We start from the raw sequence: 18,288 nt of genomic DNA, 5'->3' as shown, positions 1-18,288 counted from the left end.
TGAAATAGACAGCCGTCTGGTTTCCTAGGCAGGAGACCGGGCGGCTGTTTTCCTGCTGTCCCTGAGTTCTGTATAAAAACGGGGAAAAAAGGAATAGTATAAAATGTACTCTCGGAGCCTTTCTGCACTTGCTTTTATGGCCGATTTTCCGCCAGCTGCACCCAAATTTCATCAACGTACGCACCGCGTACGCCTCAGAAATTTGGGCACAACTGACAAAAAATCTTCTCGTAAAATCAAGCGCAGAAAGACTCCGAGAGTACATAAAAAAAACAGCAGGAGGAAAAATCAATGGCGGGAATTTTAACAGCGCTGCTTTCCGGCGCACTGATGAGTATTCAGGGCGTTTTCAACACAGAGGTGACGAAGCAGACGAGTACATGGCTGGCGGCCGGCTGGGTGCAGATTAGTGCGTTTGCCGTCTGTCTTGCGGCATGGTGCATCACCGGGAGGGAGCCGATCGGGGATTTGTTCCGCGTAAAGCCGTGGTATCTGCTGCTCGGCGGTGCAATTGGCGCGTTTATCACGATCACGGTTATCTGGAGTATGGCAGGGCTCGGCCCGGCGAAGGCGGCGATGCTGATCGTCATTTCCCAGCTCGCAGCGGCGTGGCTGATTGAACTGTTCGGCCTTTTCGGTATGGAAAAAACGGATTTCACCGTGCGCAAGCTGCTCGGCATGGCAGTGGCAGTTGTGGGAATTGTAGTGTTTCAGTGGGAATAACGATTAAGATTTCTACTTGTATTTTTATGCTTTCTTCGATACAATAGAAACGTAGTTATGCGTACACAAGGGACCCTTGCGCGTCAGATGCGAAGCGGAAGGGAGTACACAGCATGAAATTGAAAAAACAGCAGGACAGAGGCAGAAAACATGCAAAAATACTGGCGGCGATGCTGGTTTTTTTGCTCTGCGGATGCAACCACAGGGATACAGAATACAAACTGTCAGATAGCACAGGCGGGAGCACGGCGAAACCGTTTTCGGGAATCAGAAGGAAGTGGATGAGGAGCAGACGGTTTCCGAAAAAAGCGCCGGAGAAACCACAGGCATTCCGGAAAAACGTGAGGCACAGGAGGCAGCACCGGAAGAAACGGTGCAGGTTTATATCTGCGGTGCGGTCGCTTCCCCCGGTGTCTACACGCTGCCGGGCGGAAGCCGCGTAGTGCAGGCTGTGGAAGCGGCAGGCGGATTTCTGCCGGATGCTGAAGAAAAAATCCTCAATCTTGCACGGAAAATCGAAGACGGAGAGCAGATCACCGTCTGGACGCGCGAGGAGGCAGAAAACATGGAAATCACGGAAACGCCGCAGCAGAATACGGGCGGCACGGAGCAGGCTTCCGGTTCCGGCAAAGTCAACCTGAACACGGCCGGAAAAGAAGAACTGATGACACTCTCCGGCATCGGAGAGAGCCGTGCGGATGCCATCATCGCCTACCGCGAAGCAAACGGCCCGTTTGGTTCGATTGAGGAGATTATGAACATTGAGGGCATCAAGGGAAAGATGTTTGAAAAGATAAGGGGTTCTATCGAGGTTTAGAACAAGAAGGAGAAGAAATGGCAAAGAAAGTTCTTGTAGTTGATGATGAAAAACTGATCGTAAAAGGAATCCGCTTCAGCCTGGAGCAGGACGGCATGGAGGTTGACTGCGCATACGACGGCGAGGAAGCACTCTCCATGGCAAAAGAAAAAGAATACGATATGATCCTTCTGGATCTGATGCTGCCAAAGCTGGACGGATTGTCCGTCTGCCAGCAGATCCGTGAATTTTCCAACGTTCCGATCGTCATGCTGACCGCAAAGGGCGAGGACATGGACAAAATCCTGGGACTGGAATACGGCGCAGATGATTACATCACAAAGCCGTTCAACATTCTGGAAGTAAAAGCACGCATCAAGCCATCATGCGCCGTGCGGCCCGCCAGGAGCCAAAAGAAGAGAAAGCAAAAGTCGTACAGGTGAAAGACCTGCGGATCGACTGCGAGAGCAGAAGAGTCTTCATCGGAGACCGCGAGATCAATCTGACTGCGAAGGAGTTCGATGTGCTCGAGCTTCTCGTCTTCAATCCGAACAAGGTGTACAGCAGAGAGAACCTGCTGAACATTGTCTGGGGCTATGAGTACCCGGGCGACGTGCGCACCGTAGATGTACATATCCGCCGTCTGCGCGAAAAGATTGAGAAAAATCCAAGTGAACCGAAGTACGTTCACACAAAGTGGGGAGTTGGTTACTATTTCCAGGCTTAAAAACAAAGAAAAATGGAAGTTTCTGCGGAGTCTGCGCTTCCGCATCACGGTGATTCTTGTGATCATCGGCATTGTACCGTGTGTGATCCTTGAGAAGAGCATCGTAAACAGCTATGAGGACCGTGCGGTATCGGTGCGCAGCATTACCGTAAAAAATCAGTGCGATATTATCTGCAACCAGCTCATCCAGCAGAATTACATGGAAGATCCTGGATCTGATGTCATCAACGGACAGCTCAGTATGCTGACGAATATCTACGGCGGCAGAATCCTGATTATCGACCAGGATTTCCGCGTCATCAAAGATACGTACGATATGGACCGCGGAAAGACGATTATCTCGCAGGAGGTCATCCAGAGTTTTCAGGGCAAGGAGACGAGCCAGTACGACCGGAAAAACAGCTATCTGGAAATGACGGTGCGGATTCAGAATACCGAGACGAAGGAGACGCTCGGCGTTATGCTCGTCAGCATTTCGACGGATGAGATCCGTGCGAATATGAAAATTCTGGAGACGAAGGGAATGACGATTCTTTCGATCATTGCGCTTCTCGTGCTGGTTTTTGGCTATCTGCTCGCGGGCATTCTGATGAAGCCGTTCCAGAAGGTCACCCGTTCCATCGAGGACATCACCGACGGCTATCTCGACGAAAGCATTTCTGTTCCGGATTACCTCGAGACAGAGCTGATCACGGACGCATTCAACAAGATGCTGACCCGCGTCCGCACGCTCGACGATTCCCGCCAGGAATTTGTTTCGAACGTCTCGCATGAGTTAAAGACGCCGCTTGCGTCCATGAAGGTTCTGGCGGATTCGCTGAACGGGCAGGAGGGCGTTCCGGTGGAACTTTATCAGGAGTTCATGCAGGATATTACCTCGGAGATCGACCGCGAAAACCAGATTATTACCGACCTTTTGTCGCTGGTCAAGATGGATAAAAAGGTGGCAGACCTCAATATCACCCAGGTCAATATCAACGAGCTGTTAGAGCAGCTGCTGAAGCGGCTTCATCCGATTGCCGCACAGAAAAATGTGGAGCTCATTCTCGACAGCTTCCGCCCGGTCAATGCGGAGGTGGATGCGACGAAGCTCTCGCTGGCGTTCTCGAACCTGATCGAAAACGGCATCAAATACAACAACGAGAATGGATGGGTGCGTGTATCCTTAAATGCGGATCACAAATATTTCTACGTGACGGTGGCAGACTCCGGCATCGGCATCCCGGAGGAGTCGATTGCGCATATCTTCGAGCGTTTCTACCGCGTGGACAAGTCCCACTCGCGGGAAATCGGCGGAACCGGCCTTGGCCTTGCGATTGCGCGGAGCGCGATTGTCATGCACCGGGGAGCGATCCGTGTATACAGCAAAGAAAACGAGGGAACGACATTTTCCGTGCGGATTCCTCTGAATTACGTGATGTAGGAGGTGGCGCACATGAAACGGATACTTGGCGTACTGCTGGCCGGCGTGCTGCTTCTTAGCGGCTGCGGGCAGTGGCAGAAGAGCCAGAAGGAGTCGGCGTATCACCTGTACTGCCTGGACAAAACCGGCACAACACTGGTGCAGGAGCCGTATGAACCAAAAGAAGGAACGGATCAGAAACTGATCAAGGAGCTGGTTGACGCGCTGCAGGAGAAACCTGCCAAGGACGGAAACCAGGCACTTCTTTCCAATGGGATTTCCATCAAGACGTATACGCTGGAGAACGGGCTCCTTACGCTGAACTTAAGCGGAGAATACGGAGAGCTTGCGCGGCCGCAGGAGGTTTTGGTGCGTGCAGGACTGGTGCGTACCTTTGTGCAGGTTCCGGAGGTGGAGCGCGTGACGCTTCTGATTGACGGGGATCCGTTAAAGGATTCCAAAGGACGCGAGATCGGAACGATGACGGCGGACAGCTTTCTGGAAAATTCCGGAAGGGAAATTTATCAGTATCAGTATGCGACGCTGACACTGTATTTTGCAAATGAAGCAGGCGATCATCTTGTGAAAGAGACGCGGCGGGTGCCGTACAGCACGAACATTCCGCTGGAACGTGTCGTGGTGGAGCAGCTGATGAAGGGACCGAAAGAAGACGGCCACTATGCAGTGCTGCCGGATACGATGAATGTCTTAAGTGTCACGACATCCGATCGGATTGCCTATGTGAATTTTGACAAATCTTTTAAGGATTCTGCGCTTTCGAGTGTGGCGGAGCAGATTCCGATTTACGCGGTGGTGGATTCCATCACGGCGAACTGTAAGGTGGATAAGGTGCAGTTTTCCATCAACGGAGAGAGCGATGTAACCTTCCGTGAAACGATGAAACTCAATCAGTTCTACGAGGAAGACCTGTCTTATCTGGAGGAAAAAGATACATGAGAAAACGGCCCATGTGCCTGGCGTGTCTTGGATTCATGCTGGTGCTTGTGCTGCTGCGGATTGCGGGCGTGCCTCTTGGCACGCCTTTTTCTGACCCCAAATACGAAAACAAAGCGCAGCAGGGCAGGAAGGTGTGGATTGCAGGGACAATTGAAACGTATGAGAAAAAGAGCAGCAACAACGGGTATGTGCTGCGCGGGGAGGGAAGCAAAGGGAAAATTTATCTGCTCGCAAAGCGGGGAGATCTGCCGGTCGGAGCCGCTGTGCGGGTGTACGGAACTGTAAAAAAGCCGGAAAGCCCGCGCAATCCGGGGATGTTTGATGAGAAAACATATTATGAGGGAAAAGGCTGTGCGTTCTACGTGATTTCGGAGCGGGAGGAAGTTGTGGATGCCGGGCGGCGGAATCTCGGCGAAGCGCTCCGGCTGGAGCGGGAGCGGTGCTGTGCCGTTTTAAAAGAAATGATGCCGGAGGAGGAGGCAGGTGTGCTTTCTGCGATGCTGCTCGGGGAACGGTCGGAACTCACGGAAGAGACGTATCTGGCGTATCAGCAGAGCGGTCTGCTGCACCTGATTTCCGTTTCCGGCATGCATCTGATGCTGCTCGGCATGGCACTCCGACGGCTGCTGATGGCGCTGCATCTGCCGAAAACTCCCGCGTCTCTGGCAGCGGCCGCCGGTATGGTGCTGTATGGCATGTTTACTGGCAGCGGAACGGCGACCGTGCGTGCAGTGATGATGTTTGCGGTGCGGATGGGAGCTGTCGCAGTGGGAAGGACGTATGATTCCTTAAGTGCGCTCTCTCTTGCGGCAATTCTGATGCTGGCAGAAAACCCCTCGTATCTGGAGCAGAGCGGGTTCTGGCTTTCGTTTGGAGCAGTAACAGCCATTTCCGGGGTTTATCCGGTTCTGGCGGGGGAGAAGGCGGAACGGAAGAGACGCGGGGAAAAAACGGGGTTGGAAAAGCTTGCGGCGAAAGGAAAAGAGGCTGCGATGGTGTACCTTTCCCTGCAGCTTGTCATGATCCCGCTGCAGGCGTGGTATTTTTATGAGATTCCGCTCTTTGCGTTTCTGCCGAATCTGTTTGCAGGAGCTGTCATGACGGCGGTGCTGCTGACGGGTGCTGCGGGGCTTCTGGCGGGACTGGCAAGCGTGAAAGCGGGAAGTGTTGTTCTGCTTCCGGCGCGGTTCCTGCTCACACTTCTGCGGCAGATGACAGCGGCGGTCGCACAGATTCCGGGAAATGTGTGGATCTGCGGTCAGCCGGAAAAATGGCAGATGGCAGGATATGGAATCATTCTGACCGGTCTGCTGGTGATACTGTATGTGCGAAAACGAAAACGGGAGATGAATCCGGATGGGGCAAAACGAACAGGTGCGCAGGCACGAAGGCGGGAGCGGATGCTCTTTGGTATTACCATGTTTTTTGCCTGTGTTCTGCTTTTTTACCGTCCCCGGGAAACATTTTCCATTACAGCGCTGGACGTCGGCCAGGGCGATTCGCTGGTGGTGGAGAGCGGCCGTTTTGTGATGCTGAATGACGGCGGGAGCAGCAGTGCGTCTGCGGTCGGGGAAAAAAGGATTCTCCCATATCTGAAACAGCGCGGCATTGCCGCTCTTGATGCCGTTGTTATCACGCACCCGGACGCAGATCACACGAACGGAATCCTCGAACTGCTGGAGCTGATCGGGGAGCAGAAAACGGCGCTTCGCATCCGCCATCTGTTCCTGCCTGTGTGGATGAAAGGAAGCGAAAAAGAAAATCCTTTTATTTTGGCCGCACAAAAAGCGGGAATTATGGTAGAATATCTAAAAAAGGGAGACGAGATCCGTGCAGGAGAACTCACCGTATCGGTACTTCATCCGGGAACGGGCGAAGACTATACGGGAGAGGAAAACGCCGGAAGTGTTGTATTACAGCTTTCCTGCGGTGCCTGCCGCGCACTTCTGACGGGAGATCTGGAGGGAAGCGGAGAAGAAGAGGTCCTGGGGGCGGCAGAGCGGTGCCAGATTTTAAAGGTGGCGCACCACGGTTCGAAAAATTCAACGAGCGAGGCATTTCTGAACCGCATACAGCCGCAGATCAGCCTGATTTCCTGCGCGTGGCCGGGACGGTACGGCCATCCGCACCGGGAGCTGCTGGAGCGGCTTCGTGCCTGCAAAAGCCATATCTACGGAACACCGGTGGATGGAGCCGTGACAGTACAGCTGAAGCGTGACCGCCTGGCGGTTCACGGATACCGGGCGGATGTGGAATTTCCCGTCTCCTGAATGGTCAAAAGCTCCGGCTGCTGCGGCACTGCGCAAACGTGTTTCTGCCGGAACGAAAGAAAGAGGATGGAATGAAAAGCATTTTAGAAGATATCAAAACGCAGAATTTTAAGCAGGCCTACCTGCTCTACGGAGAAGAAGCCTATCTGAAGCATCAGTATAAAAACAAGCTGAAAAACGCACTGCTGCCGGAGGACGACACGATGAATTTCTCCCGCTTTGAGGGAAAAGGAACCGAGATTCCCAAAGTGATTGACCTTGCGGAGACGATGCCGTTTTTTGCGGACCGCCGTGTGATTCTGCTGGAAAATACAGGATTTTTCAAAAACAAAGCCGACGCGCTGGCAGACTACATGGGATCCCTGCCGGATTATCTGGTGCTGATCTTCGTGGAGGAGGAAGTCGATAAGCGGAACCGTATGTACAAGGCGGTGCAGAAGCAGGGAAGAGCAGTGGAATTTGCTCGTCAGGACGAAAAGACGCTGATGACCTGGGTACTCGGCATGATGAAAAAAGAGGGAAAAAAGATTACGCGCCAGGATATGGAAGATTTTCTGGAAAAGACGGGCACGGATATGGGAAATATCTCGCAGGAGCTGGAAAAACTGCTCAGCTATACGATGGGAAGAGATGTGATCACGCGGGCGGATATCGAGGCAGTCTGCACAACGCAGATTACGAACCGGATTTTCGAGATGATCCGCGCGGTAACGGAGAAGAAGCAGCGGAAAGCGCTCGATCTGTATCAGGATCTGCTGGCTTTAAAGGAGCCGCCGATGCGGATTCTCTTTCTGCTGGCACGCCAGTTTAATCTGCTGCTGCAGGTCAAAGAGCTGCTGGCAGAGCACTGCGATCAGGCGACGATCGCAAAACGGACGGGACTGCAGAGTTTCGTTGTGCGGAACTATATTCCCATGTCGCGCCAGTATGCGGCGGAGGAATTAAAAGCGGCGGTCAATGACTGCGTGCAGATGGAAGAGGACGTGAAGACGGGAAAAATTTCCGATCTGCTGAGCGTGGAGCTGCTGATTACGAAATACAGCAGGGCGGCGTAAGAGCAGAGTTTTCTATAGCAAGACCCGAAAATAATGCAAAAAAGGCAGTGCTGCTGAGCGCGAATTGCAAGGAACAGATTTGAAGGCGTACCGGGGTACGACGAAAATCTGTGACGCAGTAATTCACGCTCTGCGGTGCTGAATTTTTTGCATTATTTTCGGGGATTGCTATAAAAAGAACAAGGCGTACCGGTACAGGAAAACTGGCCGATACGCCTTGTTCTGTGTTTATCAAAAGATCTGTCGCGGCGCACTCTTTTGGTAAGCATAAAAAAAGAACCCAGCCACATGACGGTATGACTAAGTTCTCTTTGGTTTATATCTTTATTATGCGATTGAGTTTACAGCTTTGCTCAGATTGGATACTTTTCTGGCAGCGTTGTTTTTATGATAAACGCCTTTAGAAGCAGCCTTGTCGATGGTAGAGATCGCATTTACTAATGCAGCAGCAGCAGCCTCTTTATCGTTTGCAGCAACAGCAGCATCTACTTTTTTCATAGAAGTCTTAACTGCAGAACGGATTGCTTTGTTGCGGTCTGCCTTTGTCTGATTTACCAGGATTCTTTTCTTTGCGGATTTAATGTTAGCCAAACTGTACACCTCCAATATTTTTAAAATTAATGTGATTTAAGGGATGTTATTCAATGGAACAGACACGGGCGCTCCACTGAAACATGCTTTATTATCCTATAATATTTCGCATGTTTTGTCAATACATATTTTTGAAAAAATTGCAAAAACTACAACAAAAATACAGGAGAAGGAGAAAAGTATGATAGGAAAGTATAGGATGCGGACAGACCTGGCGATGGAGAATCAGGAAAAATTTGAGAGGGACCATGTGGAGATCTCCGGGGTCGAGATTGAGAAGAAGAAAAGAAAGGCGGAAATTCAGACAACCATTGTGAAAATCACATCGGAGCAGGGTGCAAAAATGATGGGAAAGCCGAAAGGGACGTATGTGACGATCGAAGCGCCGCTGCTTTTGACGGCAGACGAGGAGGAGAGCCGGAAAGCGGCGGAGGAGTTTTCTCACTGTCTGATGGAAATGGTGCCGGAAGCGTGCGGATCCGTTCTTGTGGCCGGCTCGGCAACCGCGGCATCACGCCGGATGCGCTCGGGCCGGAGACGGTGGAGCAGCTTAACGTTACGCGCCATCTGGTGCGCACCTACGGAAAGAAGGGCCGGGAAGTGAGTGCCCTTGCTCCCGGCGTTATGGCACAGACGGGCATGGAGGCAGTGGAAATCCTGCGCGGAACGGCAGAACAGACCCATCCAGATGTGATTCTCGCCGTGGATGCCCTTGCCGCATGCAGTATTCACCGGCTGAACTGTACGATCCAGCTTGCCGACACCGGAATCTGGCCGGGCTCGGGCGTCGGAAACCACCGCAATGCCTTAAATCAGGAGACGCTCGGCGTGCCGGTCATCGGAATCGGTGTGCCGACCGTTGTAGGGGCAGGAACGATCGTCCACGATGCCGTCGCAGGCGTTCTGGAATCGCTGGAGGAGTCCGAGATGGATGAATTTCTGGGAGAAGTCATTTCACCGGCGCTCGAAAGCCTTTACGTGACGACAAAAGAGATCGACGAGATGGTCCGCCGCCTGGCCGGGGTTCTTGCGGCAGGTATGAATCAGGCATTTTCCGGGGAAATGTAACATATCATGAATATGGTGATAATATGTGGAATGCCAGGCGAAATGGACGATGGTTCGGATGGGGATGTCTTTTCCTGTCCTGCAGTATACTGCTGTTCCGCAGTGCAGCGGTTCTCCGGAAAAATCATTTCTCAGAGGGGAAAGTTCTGCTGCAGCGGGCGGCAGCACAGGCGGAGCAGTTATCCGTGGATGTGATGATGCCGCTTCTTTTTTATGACGGAAAAGAGGACGGAAGGGGATGGATGGAAAATCTCCTCGCGGCAGTGCGGGATCAGATACCGGCGCTTCGGGAGGGAAGCACGGCAGAAAATACGCTGTCTGCCGGGACAGAAGCAGCGGAAACGGATACGGCGAAGCAGGATTCGAATCCGGGACCGGGAGCAGAAAGAGGGCAGACAGAATCGAAGGAGCAGGGAACTGAGGAAGATCAAAAGGATGGAACTCAAAAAGATGAAACTCAAAAAGATGGAATGGAAATCACGGAGCCGGAGCAGACGGAAACAGGAATCACAGAACCGGCAGCCGGAGAGTCGGCATCAACGGCAGAACCCGAAGCGCCGCAGTCTGTCCCGGAGGAGACCATCGAAACCGGCGGCGCACCGCGTGAGATTCTCTACCCGGAGGCCGACACGATTCAGGAGACAATTTCCCCTGACCTTCTTGCTGACCCGCAGGCGCTCCTGAACCGCTTCTTCGTTGTCGATCCCAACACTTCGGTCCTGCCGGGCGAGATCGACGGCAGCACCCTGCTCGGAAAAGACCTGACCCTGCCGGAAAATGCCGAGGCCCGCAGATTCTGATCTATCATACCCATTCGCAGGAAACCTTCGCCGATTCCCGTCCGGGAGAAAGAGCGGACACGGTAATCGGCCTCGGTGATGATCTGCAGGAGCTTCTGGAAAAGCAGTACGGATACGAAGTGCTTCATATTACAGAGGCATTTGACATGAAAGAAGGCTGTCTCGAGCGGAGCCGCGCCTACAACTACGCGGAGCCGGTCATCGCAGCGGCGCTGGAAGAACACCCGTCCATTCAGGTCGTGATCGACCTGCACCGGGACGGGGTCAATGGTTCAAAACGTCTTGTGACAGAAATCAACGGAAAGCCGACCGCGCAGATCATGTTTTTCAACGGCCTTTCCCGCACGAAAGAAAGCGGCGAACTGACAAGCCTGCCCAATCCGTATCAGGCGGAAAACCTTGCATTTTCCTTTCAGATGGAGTATGAGGCAAAACAGTATTATCCCGGCTTTTCGCGCTGTATCTATTTAAAAGGCTACCGCTACAACCTCCATCTCCGCCCGAGATCTGTTCTTCTCGAGGTTGGTGCGCAGACGAATACGGTCGAGGAGGTGAAAAATGCAATGGGGCCGTTTGCGGATATCCTGCATAAGGTTCTGTCGGGCAAAAGTCCGGCATCAGGCGGATAAATTTATCTTGCTTTTTTGAGTGGAATTTCGTATCATACAAAATAGACAGATTGCGGGAGTACGAAATATGGAGCAATCTGGTATCGTAGGGAAAAAGCAGGAGGAAAAAACTTGTCAGGAATAGATCAGAGTAAAATTCGTAATTTTTGTATTATTGCCCATATCGACCATGGAAAATCAACCCTTGCGGACCGTATTATTCAGAAAACAGGCCTTTTGACCGAGCGTGAGATGCAGGATCAGGTGCTGGACAATATGGATCTGGAGCGTGAGCGCGGCATCACGATCAAGGCACAGGCAGTCCGTACCGTATACAAAGCGGCCGACGGCGAGGAGTACATTTTAAACATGATTGACACCCCGGGCCATGTTGACTTCAACTATGAGGTTTCCCGAAGCCTTGCCGCATGCGACGGCGCACTGCTCGTTGTCGATGCATCGCAGGGTATCGAGGCGCAGACCCTTGCCAACGTCTACCTCGCCCTTGACCATGACCTGGATGTGTTCCCGGTCATCAACAAAGTAGACCTTCCAAGCGCCGAGCCGGACCGTGTAATTGCAGAGATCGAGGATGTCATCGGACTGGAAGCGCAGGATGCTCCGCGGATTTCCGCAAAAACCGGCCTGAACGTGGACGAGGTGCTCGAACAGATCGTACAGAAAATTCCGGCACCGGAAGGTGATCCGACGGAACCGTTAAAAGCACTGATTTTCGACTCCGTCTACGATGCATACCGCGGCGTCATCATTTCCTGCCGTGTGATGGAAGGAAGCGTGAAAAAAGGAACGAGAATCCGCATGATGGCGACAGGCGCTGTCGAGGAAGTTGTCGAGGTCGGCTACTTCGGCGCAGGCCGTCTGATCCCGTGCGACGAGCTCTCCGCCGGAATGGTAGGCTATATCACCGCCAGCATCAAAAACGTGCGCGACACCCGCGTGGGTGATACCGTGACCGATGCCGACCGTCCGTGTGCAGAAGCACTGCCGGGCTACAAAAAAGTCAACCCGATGGTATACTGCGGCATGTACCCGGCCGACGGCGCACAGTACGGCGATCTGCGCGACGCGCTGGAAAAACTGCAGTTAAACGATGCATCCCTCTTCTACGAGCCGGAGACATCGGCAGCACTGGGCTTTGGCTTCCGCTGCGGTTTCCTTGGACTGCTTCACCTGGAAATTATTCAGGAGCGCCTGGAGCGTGAGTACAATCTGGATCTCGTGACGACCGCACCGAGCGTTATCTATAAGGTTCACAAAACCGACGGAACCGTCATTGACCTGACCAACCCGTCGAATCTGCCGGACCCGTCCGAGATTGATTATATGGAAGAGCCGCTGGTAAAAGCAGAGATTATGGTGACGACCGACTACATCGGACCGATCATGGAGCTCTGCCAGCAGAGACGAGGCCAGTATCAGGGAATGGAATACATGGAGACGACGCGTGCGATGCTTCATTACCATCTCCCGCTGAATGAGATTATCTACGATTTCTTTGATGCCTTAAAATCCCGCTCCAAAGGTTACGCGTCATTCGACTACGAGCTGCTCGGCTATGAGAGAAGCGAGCTTGTAAAACTCGATATCCTCGTCAATAAAGAAGAAGTGGATGCGCTGTCCTTCATTGTATTCGAGGGATCTGCCTACGAGCGCGGAAGAAAGATGTGCGAGAAGCTCAAAGAAGAGATTCCGCGGCAGCTCTTCGAAATCCCGATCCAGGCGGCTGTCGGATCGAAGATTATCGCCAGAGAAACCGTCCGCGCGATGCGCAAAGACGTCCTCGCCAAGTGCTACGGCGGCGATATTTCCCGAAAGAAGAAGCTGCTGGAGAAGCAGAAGGAAGGTAAGAAGCGGATGCGCCAGGTAGGAAACGTGGAGATTCCGCAGAAAGCCTTTATGAGCGTGCTGAAACTGGATGAAAATTAAGAAATAAAAATGAGACCGGCCTGTCGGCGCCGCCTGCTGTTGCGGGAGCGCAGGGGCCGGTCTTTCGATCGTACGGAGGAAAAGCAGAATGAATAAAAAAAGAAAACCACTGGAACTCTATGTGCATATCCCGTTCTGCATCCGGAAATGCGCCTACTGTGATTTTGTCTCGGGACCGGGCACGAAAGCAATGCAGAAGGAGTATGAAGAGGCTCTGCTGGCAGAAATCGATGCAGCGGAAGAGACGGCAGAAAGTGAAGTGATTTCCGTCTTTTTCGGCGGCGGAACACCATCCGCAGTGGATGCCGGAATGCTCGCCCGTGTGATGGAAAAACTGCGGAGCAAGTACGTTTTTTCAGAGGATGCTGAGATTACGCTGGAGGCCAATCCGGGAAGCTGGATGCGGAAAAACTGAAATGTTACAGGAAGAGCGGCTTCAACCGGATCAGTATCGGCTGTCAGTCGGTTCACGATGAGGAGCTGAAACGGCTGGGAAGAATCCACACGTTTGCGGAATTTCAGGAGAGTTTTGCACTGGCACGGGATGCCGGGTTTGCGAATATCAACGTGGATCTGATGTCAGGTCTGCCGGAGCAGAGTGAAGAGAAATGGGAAGAGAGTCTTCGGACGATCGCGGAGCTTTCTCCGGAGCACATTTCCGCCTACAGCCTGATCGTGGAGCCGGGAACCCCGTTTGCGGAGCAGAAACTGGATCTGCCGGATGAGGACACAGAACGCGAAATGTATGCCAGAACGGCGGAAATCCTCGCAGAATACGGCTTTTTCCAGTATGAGATTTCCAATTATGCAAAGCCGGGCTTCGCATGCCGCCACAATATCGGCTACTGGAAAAGGACGGATTATCTGGGGTTCGGGCCTTCCGCGGCATCGTTATTCGGAAACCGCCGGTGGACGAACACGGCAGATCGATCTTTGTATCTGAAAGCGTGCGGAGCACTGGAAAAGATCCGTGAGGATGAGGAAATTCTTTCCCGGCAGGATGCCATGGAAGAATTTATGTTTCTCGGCCTCGAATGACACAAGGGATCTCGACGGCGGAGTTTGAGGAGAAGTTTGGAAAGGAGATCCATGCCGTATACGGCGGGGTTCTGAAGAAATACGAAGCGATGCATCTTTTACAGGAACACAGCGGGCGCCTGGCTCTGACACGCGATGGGATTTCCGTCAGCAATGTGATTCTGGCAGATTTTCTGCTGTAAAAAGATGATAAAGAAATAGAACAAATGTTTGCATAACGCACGGCGGTGTGCTATAATGGGAGAAAACGAGACAAGATTCCTGTCCCTGTCCGGACAGGGATTCCAATTAATAAGAGGAACAGTTATGGCAGAGAAAAAAGAGTTTATCAGAATACGGGGAGCCAGGGAGAACAACCTGAAAGCACTGAATGTCGATATCCCCAGAAACCAGTTTGTTGTATTTACGGGCCTCAGCGGTTCAGGAAAGAGTTCGCTTGCGTTTGACACGATCTATGCGGAGGGCCAGCGGCGGTACATGGAGAGCCTTTCCTCCTACGCGCGCCAGTTCTTAGGACAGATGGAAAAACCGAATGTGGACAGCATCGAAGGCCTGCCGCCTGCTATTTCGATCGATCAGAAATCGACGAACCGGAACCCGCGTTCCACCGTCGGAACCGTGACGGAGATTTACGATTACTTCCGTCTTCTGTACGCGAGAATCGGTATTCCGCACTGCCCGAAGTGCGGAAAAGTCATCAGCCGCCAGTCGGTGGACCAGATGGTCGATCAGATCATGGCACTCCCGGAGCGGACGAAAATCCAGCTTCTCGCGCCGGTTGTGCGCGGCCGCAAGGGAAGACACGAAAAGGTGCTCGAACAGGCAAAACGCAGCGGCTATGTCCGCGTGATGATCGACGGCAGCCAGTATGAGCTGTCCGAGGAGATTACGCTGGATAAGAACCTGAAACACAACATTTCCATTATTGTGGACCGTCTTGTAGTCAAACCGGACATTGAGAAACGTCTGACGGATTCCGTCGAGAACGTACTGGATCTGGCGGACGGCCTTCTGGTGGTCGACACGATGGACGGAAATCAGCTCAACTTCAGCCAGAGCTTTTCCTGCCCGGACTGCGGCATCAGCATGGAGGAGATTGAGCCGAGAAGCTTTTCCTTCAACAACCCGTTCGGCGCCTGCCCGAGCTGTGCCGGCCTTGGCTACAAGATGGAGTTCGACGAGGATCTGATGATTCCGGACAAGACCGTATCCATCGCAGACGGAGCCATCACCGTGCTCGGCTGGCAGTCCTGCACGGACAAATCGAGCTATACGAGAGCCATTCTCGATGCGCTCGCAGAGGAGTACGATTTTTCCCTTTCCACTCCGTTCTGTGAATATCCGAAAAAAATCCACGATATCCTGATTTACGGAACGAACGGAAAATCCGTCAAGGTGCATTACCGCGGTCAGCGCGGCGTCGGTGTGTACGATGTGGCTTTTGAGGGGCTGATCAAAAATGTAGAGCGCCGCTACCGTGAGACCGGATCGGATTCTACAAAACAGGAATACGAAACCTTCATGCGTGTGACCCCGTGCCAGGCGTGCCATGGCCAGCGTCTGAAACCGACGTCGCTTGGTGTGACGGTCGGAGATAAAAATATTTTTGAAGTAACATCCCTTTCCATCGACAATCTGCAGAAGTTTATGCAGAACCTCGAACTCTCCGAACAGCAGCTGCTGATCGGAAAGCAGATTTTAAAAGAGATCCGTGCGCGTGTGAGCTTCCTTGCGGATGTCGGATTAAACTATCTGACCCTGGCGCGTGGAACGGCATCGCTGTCCGGCGGTGAGGCGCAGAGAATCCGTCTGGCAACGCAGATCGGCTCCGGCCTTGTCGGTGTCGCCTATATTCTCGACGAGCCGAGCATCGGTCTTCACCAGAGAGACAACGACAAACTTCTCGCGACGCTGAAACATCTGCGTGACCTCGGAAACAGCCTGATCGTCGTGGAGCACGACGAGGATACGATGCGCGCCGCTGACTGCGTTGTCGATATCGGCCCGGGAGCCGGTGAGCACGGCGGAGAGCTGGTGGCGATCGGAACGGCGGAAGATCTGATGAAAAATCCGAATTCCATCACCGGAAAATACTTAAGCGGAGAGCTGAAAATTCCGGTTCCGTCTGAGCGCAGAAAGCCGACGGGCTGGCTGAAGGTAGTCGGAGCAAAAGAGCACAATCTGAAAAATATCAACGTGAATTTCCCGCTCGGTGTCATGACCTGCGTGACCGGAGTCTCCGGATCGGGAAAGAGTTCCCTTGTCAATGAAATTCTGTACAAACGGCTGGCAAGAGATCTGAACCGTGCGCGGACGATTCCGGGTGCACACAAAGACATCATCGGTATGGAACAGCTCGATAAGGTCATCGACATCGACCAGTCCCCGATCGGAAGAACACCGCGTTCCAATCCGGCAACGTACACAGGTTTGTTTGATCAGATCCGCGACCTGTTTGCGGCAACGCAGGATGCCAAGGCGCGCGGCTACAAGAAGGGAAGATTCAGCTTTAATGTGAAGGGCGGCCGATGCGAGGCCTGCGGCGGCGACGGTATCCTGAAGATCGAAATGCACTTCCTGCCGGATGTCTATGTGCCGTGTGAGGTCTGCCATGGAAAACGGTACAACCGTGAGACACTGGAAGTCAAATACAAAGGAAAGAGCATCTACGATGTGCTGAATATGACGGTCGAGGAGGCACTGGAATTCTTCAGGCCGGTACCGTCGATTTTCCGGAAATTACAGACCCTGTACGATGTCGGCCTTTCCTACATCCGCCTCGGCCAGCCGTCCACCACGCTGTCCGGCGGAGAAGCGCAGCGTATCAAGCTCGCAGCAGAGCTGAGCCGCCGCGGCACGGGAAAAACGATCTACATTCTCGACGAGCCGACGACGGGACTTCATTTTGCGGATGTCCACAAACTGGTGGAGATTCTGCACCGCCTGTCCGAGGGCGGAAATACCGTCGTTGTTATCGAACACAATCTGGATGTCATCAAGACGGCGGACTATATTATTGATATCGGACCGGAGGGCGGAGACGGCGGCGGAACCGTGATTGCGTGCGGAACGCCGGAGGAAGTGGCCAAGAGCCCGGTATCCTACACCGGAAAATATGTCGAAAAATATCTCTAAAAAATCCTTTCCATTTTAAAAGGGATTGTATATAATAAGAAGCGGGTTGGGTTCAGAACACATTCGATCCTTTTGTGTTTCGGGTGTTTTGAACCCGAACTTATTCTATACAAATTTCAAACAGATTAAAATAAAGAAAAATAAAAGAGAACAGGAAAGGGGATTACTATGGCTGCAACGACCGATATCGGAATTGATCTGGGGACGTCCAGCATCCTGGTCTATGCCAAGGGAAAAGGCATTGTATTAAAGGAGCCGTCCGTAGTTGCGTATGATAAAGATGCAGATAAAGTACGGGCAATTGGAGAAGAAGCGCGTCAGATGATTGGACGGACACCGGGCAATATTATGGCGGTCCGGCCCATGCGGCAGGGCGTGATCACGGACTTTCTGATCACCGAGCGCATGCTGCGCTACTTTATCCAGAAGGCAATGGGAAGAAGAGCATTCCGGAAACCGAGAATCAGCATCTGTGTGCCGTCCGGTGTGACGGAAGTAGAGCGGAAGGCTGTGGAGGAGGCAACGTACCAGGCGGGAGCCCGGGAAGTGCTGATCGTGCCGGAGCCGGTGGCAGCGGCAATCGGATCCGGAATTGACATTACGAAACCATGCGGAAATATGATCGTGGACATCGGCGGAGGCACGACGGATATCGCTGTGATCTCGCTTGCGGGAACCGTTGTTTCCAATTCGGTCAAGATTTCCAGTGAGACATTTGACCAGGATATCATCCGCTATGTACGGAAAACATACAACGTATTTATCGGAGAACAGACCGCAGAGGCAGTGAAAATCCGGATTGGTTCCGCTTATCCGCGGGCCGAGGAGAAAACGATGGAGATCAAGGGAAGAAACGTCATCACCGGACTTCCGGCGACGATTACGGTTTCCTCCGACGAAATCCGAGGTGCCCTTGCCCAGACGACAAACCAGATTGCGGACGCGATCTGTGCCGTACTGGAAAAAACGCCGCCGGAACTGGCATCCGATGTTTCCGACCGCGGCATTATCCTGACCGGAGGCGGCAGTCTCCTTGCCGGAATGGACGAGCTGATCCAGGAGCGGACCGGCATCAATACCGTGACAGCAGAAAATCCGGCGAGCGTCGTTGCGCTTGGAACCGGCCAGTACCGCGAAGTGATGAATGAATTTGAAAGCCAGTTTTGATAAA

General features: G+C 52.8%; 14 protein-coding genes and 2 pseudogenes. 15 read left to right on the top strand and 1 reads right to left on the bottom strand.

What is annotated here, in order from left to right; all coding sequences use genetic code 11:
- Nucleotides 1-291: 291 nt before the first annotated feature.
- From DWZ60_RS03060 to holA, 7 genes and pseudogenes are all read left to right on the top strand, one after another.
- Complete coding sequence (locus DWZ60_RS03060; RefSeq protein ID WP_055218605.1) at nt 292-723, top strand: DMT family transporter; 432 nt, start codon at nt 292-294, stop codon at nt 721-723.
- 277 nt (nt 724-1,000) lie between these two features.
- Nucleotides 1,001-1,540, top strand: a complete 540-nt coding sequence (locus DWZ60_RS03055; protein ID WP_119221224.1) for a helix-hairpin-helix domain-containing protein — start codon at nt 1,001-1,003, stop codon at nt 1,538-1,540.
- 17 nt (nt 1,541-1,557) lie between these two features.
- A pseudogene (locus tag DWZ60_RS20590) lies at nt 1,558-2,246 on the top strand (response regulator transcription factor).
- Complete coding sequence (locus DWZ60_RS03045) at nt 2,191-3,669, top strand: sensor histidine kinase (protein ID WP_022462210.1); 1,479 nt, start codon at nt 2,191-2,193, stop codon at nt 3,667-3,669. The pseudogene DWZ60_RS20590 and the gene DWZ60_RS03045 overlap by 56 nt, the downstream one beginning before the upstream one ends.
- Before the next feature lie 12 nt (nt 3,670-3,681).
- Complete coding sequence (locus DWZ60_RS03040; RefSeq protein ID WP_055227346.1) at nt 3,682-4,605, top strand: GerMN domain-containing protein; 924 nt, start codon at nt 3,682-3,684, stop codon at nt 4,603-4,605.
- A complete protein-coding gene (locus DWZ60_RS03035; protein WP_119221223.1) occupies nt 4,602-6,875 on the top strand; it encodes a DNA internalization-related competence protein ComEC/Rec2 in 2,274 nt (757 codons plus the stop codon). Before DWZ60_RS03040 ends, DWZ60_RS03035 begins: the two co-directional genes overlap by 4 nt.
- 71 nt (nt 6,876-6,946) lie before the next feature.
- A complete protein-coding gene (gene holA, locus DWZ60_RS03030) occupies nt 6,947-7,930 on the top strand; it encodes a DNA polymerase III subunit delta (RefSeq protein ID WP_055227342.1) in 984 nt (327 codons plus the stop codon).
- Between the two features lie 327 nt (nt 7,931-8,257).
- Here holA and rpsT read toward each other — a convergent pair whose 3' ends face one another.
- Nucleotides 8,258-8,521, bottom strand: coding sequence for a 30S ribosomal protein S20 (rpsT, locus tag DWZ60_RS03025; protein WP_022462214.1), 264 nt, complete (start codon nt 8,519-8,521; stop codon nt 8,258-8,260).
- 181 nt (nt 8,522-8,702) lie between these two features.
- Between rpsT and DWZ60_RS19115 the strand changes: the two genes are divergently transcribed.
- The 8 genes and pseudogenes from DWZ60_RS19115 (at nt 8,703) to DWZ60_RS02995 (ending at nt 18,284) form a co-directional block, all read left to right on the top strand.
- Nucleotides 8,703-9,125, top strand: a complete 423-nt coding sequence (locus tag DWZ60_RS19115; RefSeq protein ID WP_330422066.1) for a GPR endopeptidase — start codon at nt 8,703-8,705, stop codon at nt 9,123-9,125.
- Nucleotides 9,062-9,589, top strand: a complete 528-nt coding sequence (gpr, locus tag DWZ60_RS19110; RefSeq protein WP_330422076.1) for a GPR endopeptidase — start codon at nt 9,062-9,064, stop codon at nt 9,587-9,589. The genes DWZ60_RS19115 and gpr overlap by 64 nt, the downstream gene beginning before the upstream one ends.
- A 23-nt stretch (nt 9,590-9,612) precedes the next feature.
- The gene (locus tag DWZ60_RS17790) at nt 9,613-10,389 is read left to right on the top strand and encodes a hypothetical protein (protein WP_243036495.1); all 777 of its coding nucleotides are present in this window, start codon (nt 9,613-9,615) and stop codon (nt 10,387-10,389) included.
- A complete protein-coding gene (locus DWZ60_RS03015) occupies nt 10,383-11,018 on the top strand; it encodes a stage II sporulation protein P (RefSeq protein ID WP_330421020.1) in 636 nt (211 codons plus the stop codon). Before DWZ60_RS17790 ends, DWZ60_RS03015 begins: the two co-directional genes overlap by 7 nt.
- 111 nt (nt 11,019-11,129) lie before the next feature.
- Nucleotides 11,130-12,944 carry a translation elongation factor 4 gene (gene lepA / locus DWZ60_RS03010; protein ID WP_022462217.1) on the top strand — a complete coding sequence of 605 codons (1,815 nt, stop codon included), beginning with the start codon at nt 11,130-11,132 and terminating at the stop codon, nt 12,942-12,944.
- An 88-nt stretch (nt 12,945-13,032) separates the two neighbouring features.
- Nucleotides 13,033-14,164 (top strand): annotated as a pseudogene (gene hemW, locus DWZ60_RS03005) (radical SAM family heme chaperone HemW).
- Between the two features lie 124 nt (nt 14,165-14,288).
- On the top strand, nt 14,289-17,117 hold the full coding sequence (gene uvrA, locus DWZ60_RS03000; RefSeq protein ID WP_117509506.1) for an excinuclease ABC subunit UvrA: 2,829 nt from the start codon (nt 14,289-14,291) through the stop codon (nt 17,115-17,117).
- A gap of 168 nt (nt 17,118-17,285) precedes the next feature.
- The gene (locus DWZ60_RS02995) at nt 17,286-18,284 is read left to right on the top strand and encodes a rod shape-determining protein (protein ID WP_117761048.1); all 999 of its coding nucleotides are present in this window, start codon (nt 17,286-17,288) and stop codon (nt 18,282-18,284) included.
- Nucleotides 18,285-18,288 lie beyond the last annotated feature (4 nt).

It is taken from the genome of Blautia sp. AF34-10 (assembly GCF_003477865.1).
GTDB lineage: Bacteria > Bacillota > Clostridia > Lachnospirales > Lachnospiraceae > Fusicatenibacter > Fusicatenibacter saccharivorans.
The sequence above is the reverse complement of the archived record's forward strand: the minus strand, read 5'-3'. Positions and strand labels throughout refer to the sequence as shown.

Excerpts from the sequence above, each read along its gene's own strand:
- uvrA (WP_117509506.1), top strand. The coding sequence starts at position 14,289 with ATGGCAGAGAAAAAAGAGTTTATCAGAATACGGGGAGCCAGGGAGAAC.
- DWZ60_RS19115 (WP_330422066.1), top strand. The coding sequence starts at position 8,703 with ATGATAGGAAAGTATAGGATGCGGACAGACCTGGCGATGGAGAATCAG.
- DWZ60_RS03040 (WP_055227346.1), top strand. The coding sequence starts at position 3,682 with ATGAAACGGATACTTGGCGTACTGCTGGCCGGCGTGCTGCTTCTTAGC.
- DWZ60_RS03035 (WP_119221223.1), top strand. The coding sequence starts at position 4,602 with ATGAGAAAACGGCCCATGTGCCTGGCGTGTCTTGGATTCATGCTGGTG.
- DWZ60_RS17790 (WP_243036495.1), top strand. The coding sequence starts at position 9,613 with ATGTGGAATGCCAGGCGAAATGGACGATGGTTCGGATGGGGATGTCTT.
- DWZ60_RS03060 (WP_055218605.1), top strand. The coding sequence starts at position 292 with ATGGCGGGAATTTTAACAGCGCTGCTTTCCGGCGCACTGATGAGTATT.
- holA (WP_055227342.1), top strand. The coding sequence starts at position 6,947 with ATGAAAAGCATTTTAGAAGATATCAAAACGCAGAATTTTAAGCAGGCC.
- DWZ60_RS02995 (WP_117761048.1), top strand. The coding sequence starts at position 17,286 with ATGGCTGCAACGACCGATATCGGAATTGATCTGGGGACGTCCAGCATC.